The organism is Algibacter sp. L4_22 (assembly GCF_023473045.1).
Classification (GTDB): domain Bacteria; phylum Bacteroidota; class Bacteroidia; order Flavobacteriales; family Flavobacteriaceae; genus Algibacter.
Map to the genome: position 1 here is coordinate 1 of NZ_JAMCOK010000018.1, position 4,305 is coordinate 4,305.

A 4,305-nucleotide genomic window follows, 5' to 3' on the forward strand; every position below is an offset into this window, starting at 1 on the left:
CCTTTTTTTATTCCTTTTGCGTAAACAATATTTGTATTGAAAGTTATCTAACGATAGCCGCGCTATTGCTTACAACGGTTTTGTATAAGCTTTGTTGCGTGGTTTAAGCAGTGAATTTACTAAATAAAACACGAACGGCAGAAAATCCGAAGGATTTTCCCAAGTGAGCTATAACTAGCAATAAAGTTTATACGGTGTTGGCATAAGTTTTTTTCAGAACCAGTTGTCATATTCAAGATCAAATCGACCGTCAAGCACTTCTACTATTTCATCTGTTTCAGGGTTTATACAAGTAAAATAAAACACACCAGAAATTATTTGGTTCTCTTCGTCAACAAGATTGAAAGTTATCTCTCCATTAAATTCTTCTGTCGTAATATGATTAAATGAATTATAATAGTAAATATTAGAATTGTTTGGGTCTTGTGTGTTTGTTGAAAAACCGTATTCTGCAGAAATTGAACCGTCAGTTTTTAAAACAATTGGATATGTTTGCCCAGTAACAATTGGTTCATCTGATGCTGACAATTCTATGCTAACATTTTTATCAGTAAGAAAATTACTTGCTCTTATTGCTAAATGATATCCTGGTTCTAATCCATAGTATTCGTATTCATAATATCTATACTGTGCTCTTAAAACAGTAGTGTATCCAGCACTGAATCCACCATTATTCTTTGGTAGAAACATTTCGCCGTCAATTTTACAGCCAAAGGTGTTTTTTCCTTCTGTAGTTATTGCAGGTAGTGAACTTTCTGTTCCATCGTCATCATTCGAACAAGAATAAAGACTTAAAATCATAAAAAATATTAATAGTTTTCTCATTTTCTCAAATTTATGCCAACGTTGTTGTGTATGGTTAGTTGCGTGGTTTAGCAACCAATTTAGTAAACAAATACGAACCCGAGAAAATTCCGAAGGAATTTTCCAAATAAGCACTTGCCAAAGCAATTAATTATACACGGTGTTGTGTGTAGGCTTTTTTTTTCATTCCGCTAAATTATTTTCAGTTTCAGCTATCAATTTTGTTATTTTCGGTTGTAAAATCCAAACTCCAATTATTAAAAATAAAGTTAATATTAAATTCACCAAATAGTCAGAAAATCTCACTTCTCTTTTCAGTTCCAGTATTGTTAGTGTTTTGCAAGAAAAAACTATTGTCTGAAAAAATGCAAAAAACATATAGAGTGTAATCGGCATTAGTAAAATCGTTTGAGTATTAAATTCCGGTTGAGTATTATCCGCAGTTTGTTCAGGCGAAAGTAGAAATGAAACGATTAATAAAATCGGAAATAGAACGATGTTAATTTTAAAGAGTTTAGTGTCCAAAGTTGGAAGGTTTAAAGATTCCAATTTTTCTTGCCCATAAATTCCAATTGCATAAGTCCAAATTAGAAAAGTAATTAGACCTATGAATCTGATAATTTCCTGTAAAGGACTTGGTGATGTCCAAGCAGCAGTCAGAACTATCAGAATAAATAGTTGCCAATGTTTAAATTTTAGGATTTTTTCCATTCGGTAGTTCTGATTTTAGCTTACACACAACGTGATTGTATATGGAAAGTTGCGGGTTTGCGTGCGAGGAATTTCCGAAGGAAATTCAGACGTAGCAAACGTGCAACGACCTTTGTTTTAGCCTAAAATAAGAAATTTTTTATATACGGTGTTACCCAACGTTTTTTTTATTCAGATTTCCATAAAATGATTTCGGTTGAGCCCAACTATAAAGAGTTCTAATTCTCAATTTCCAGTCTTTTTGAAACAAGTCATTCCAATATTTTTCTTTGGGATACACTACCTTATCCATTTTTCCGTAATGGTCATCGTATTCGAATTTTTCCCATTCATTTTGGACAGAACTTAATTCAAAATACTTTTCAAAATTCTCCAACCCTTTTGTTCCAATAATGTGTTCAGGAATAGGATAGATTTTTTCAGATTTGTCAATGATGAGTATAAAAATCGATTCATCGTCTAAAGCAAGTCTCGGACTAATTCCGATTAATTTTATTTCATTCAACTTTAAACTAAATGATTTGCAATATTTCGCCAACCCAATTTCTTTCGAGGAAAATTCTGTAAATATTAATTCAGTGTTAGTTATTTCAATTCCAGGTGTCATTTCTCAAATGTTGGGTAACGTTGATGTATAAGGATAGTTGCGGGTTTGTATGCGAGGATTTTCCGAAGGAAAATCAGATGCAGGCAAACACGCAATTGCCTTTGTTTTAGCACTAAACCGCAATTATTTTTATACGGTGTTAGCCATAGTTATTTTATTTTCTTCTCTAAATTCCTTCCAAATGTCAAGTAGCACAATTATTAAAATTATCGCAGCAAAATTTATCATAAATTCAAAACCCGTAGAATCTGTATTAATAGACATATTGAAACTTGATTTAATTATTCCAAAATCGAAACTCAACATATTATTTTTAATTCCGACAAGAAACTCAATTCCTGAGCTGTAACTAAGTCCATTTCCACTAATATCGAATTGAATTATTTGTAATATTTGATTTATAACGGATAAAATAATTCCAGCTTTTTTCGTGCGTTCACATAATAGTCTTTTTCCAGCGTATATTGAGAATATAAATAAGGCTAGACCAGAAAGGAAAATCAAAAGAATTGCTCCGTTTAATTCTCCCGTATTTAACATCAAATAAGCCATTAAACCGATTCCTGTAATACCTCCAATTAGTTGAATCCAACTTATTATTTTTAAAGTCAAATTTGTGCTTTTGATTCGTAATCTCATTTTTTTTCTAATTATGGCTAACGTCTCGGCTATGGTTAGTACGGGAAATAAAAGTAATTAATTTCCGATTAAGCACTTAGCCAAATCTTTTTATTTTGTTTTATCTTTTCATTTTAAAGCCAAATCAAAAGATTTGGCGGACATAGTAAATAGACCTAAACTTTGGATTAAGCACCAAAACCCGTATTAATTATAGCCATTGTTATGTGCTGGCTTTTTTGCTGTCTTCATAAATATGCCAAGTTTTCAAATCGGAATCGGGATAAATAAATTCTCTCGTAATTCCATCTTTTTCTAGTTTCGCTAAAATATAAGGTGCAAGTTTTTTATTTATGTTGTAGCAACCGCTAAACCTGTAATCTTCTGGGTCGCTTTCGTTACGAGATTCGTTATATTGTTCATTACCTTTCATTTCAAGAGGTTTTGAGACATCAGCATTCCAAGTAAAAACTCCCTTTTGGTTTTTGATGTTATCACTATTTGTTAGTGAAAAAATAAGATGAGAATCCGATTCGCTGTCGCTAAAGTATGTTATTGGTATATTAATTAGGTTTTCTATTCTAGTCATATGTCTTATAAGACCTGAACCTTTTATTCTGTTTGTGTCAAAAAAACTTCTTTCTTCAAAATGTTCTTTCATTTTTTTTAAGTCCTCTTCATCATCAGCTATTTTTTCCATAAATGCTAACTTCAATTCAGTTCCAAGTCGGTTTAAGCTATCATCTAAGATTTTTCTCATACCGCCTTGTCCAAAGTCCTTTTCTTGTATATAATAAACGCTAAAATAATTATCAATTTCTTTCATTCCAGCATTTGGCTCAATATTGTCAGTTCCAAAAAAAAGTGAATTTTGAAAACTGTATGTCCAATCTAATAAAGGTGTCGGTGTTTCGTGATGCTGTAAAAATCCAAGTATGGCAATTTCATTTATTGTATCAATGTGATTTTCGTCTAAAATCTCTTGAATCTGTCCTTTATATTTTGCTTTTCCTGCGTTAACCATCTTTTGAAGAAAAGCTAAATAACTATCTTCCGTTTCATTAAGCTTATGCCAAATCCAAAACCTTTGTAATGTACTGTAAAGTCTCCAACGAGATTCTCTTTGACCTCTAAAAAGCATATGAGTAACTCCTTTTAATAGCTCATAAACTTCATCGAATTCTTTTTCTGTATCAATTTGTGTTTGGTCAAAAAAATTGCTTTTTTGCAAGAATGAGTCGTATTCAGACATTTGACCTTCGGAAAAATAAGGTGGTGTCATATGGTTGCCAAGAATTGACAGCATAAATGCATTCAATCTAGAAGTAACCGTATTTAAGTCGTTTTTATTGAAATTTATTAAATCTTCAAGTAACTGTGTATCTCGTATTGACTCTAATCCACCGCTCCGAAGAAATTCGTTTGTAAGTTGTACTTTTAAATCAAGATTCGATATTTTCCTCATAGTTTTTTTTTCAGCTTGCACATAACGGTTACGTATAAGAATAGTGCGGTGTTTGTAAGCGAGGATTTTCCGCAGGAAAATCAGAAGCAAGTAAACACAC

Annotated in this window: 5 protein-coding genes; all 5 read right to left on the reverse strand. The window is 31.9% G+C overall.

Annotation, left to right across the window (positions count from 1 at the left end; translation table 11 throughout):
- Positions 1-213 precede the first annotated feature (213 nt).
- Positions 214-825: a hypothetical protein gene (locus M4I23_RS19225; protein ID WP_249755478.1), complete on the reverse strand. Its 612-nt coding sequence runs from the start codon at positions 823-825 to the stop codon at positions 214-216.
- A gap of 162 nt (positions 826-987) precedes the next feature.
- A complete protein-coding gene (locus M4I23_RS19230) occupies positions 988-1,515 on the reverse strand; it encodes a hypothetical protein (protein ID WP_249755479.1) in 528 nt (175 codons plus the stop codon).
- 151 nt (positions 1,516-1,666) lie between these two features.
- A complete protein-coding gene (locus tag M4I23_RS19235) occupies positions 1,667-2,122 on the reverse strand; it encodes a hypothetical protein (RefSeq protein WP_249755480.1) in 456 nt (151 codons plus the stop codon).
- Between the two features lie 129 nt (positions 2,123-2,251).
- Positions 2,252-2,761, reverse strand: a complete 510-nt coding sequence (locus M4I23_RS19240) for a hypothetical protein (protein ID WP_249755481.1) — start codon at positions 2,759-2,761, stop codon at positions 2,252-2,254.
- A gap of 202 nt (positions 2,762-2,963) precedes the next feature.
- On the reverse strand, positions 2,964-4,305 hold a 1,342-nt coding region (locus tag M4I23_RS19245; RefSeq protein WP_249755482.1), incomplete at its 5' end, for an FRG domain-containing protein.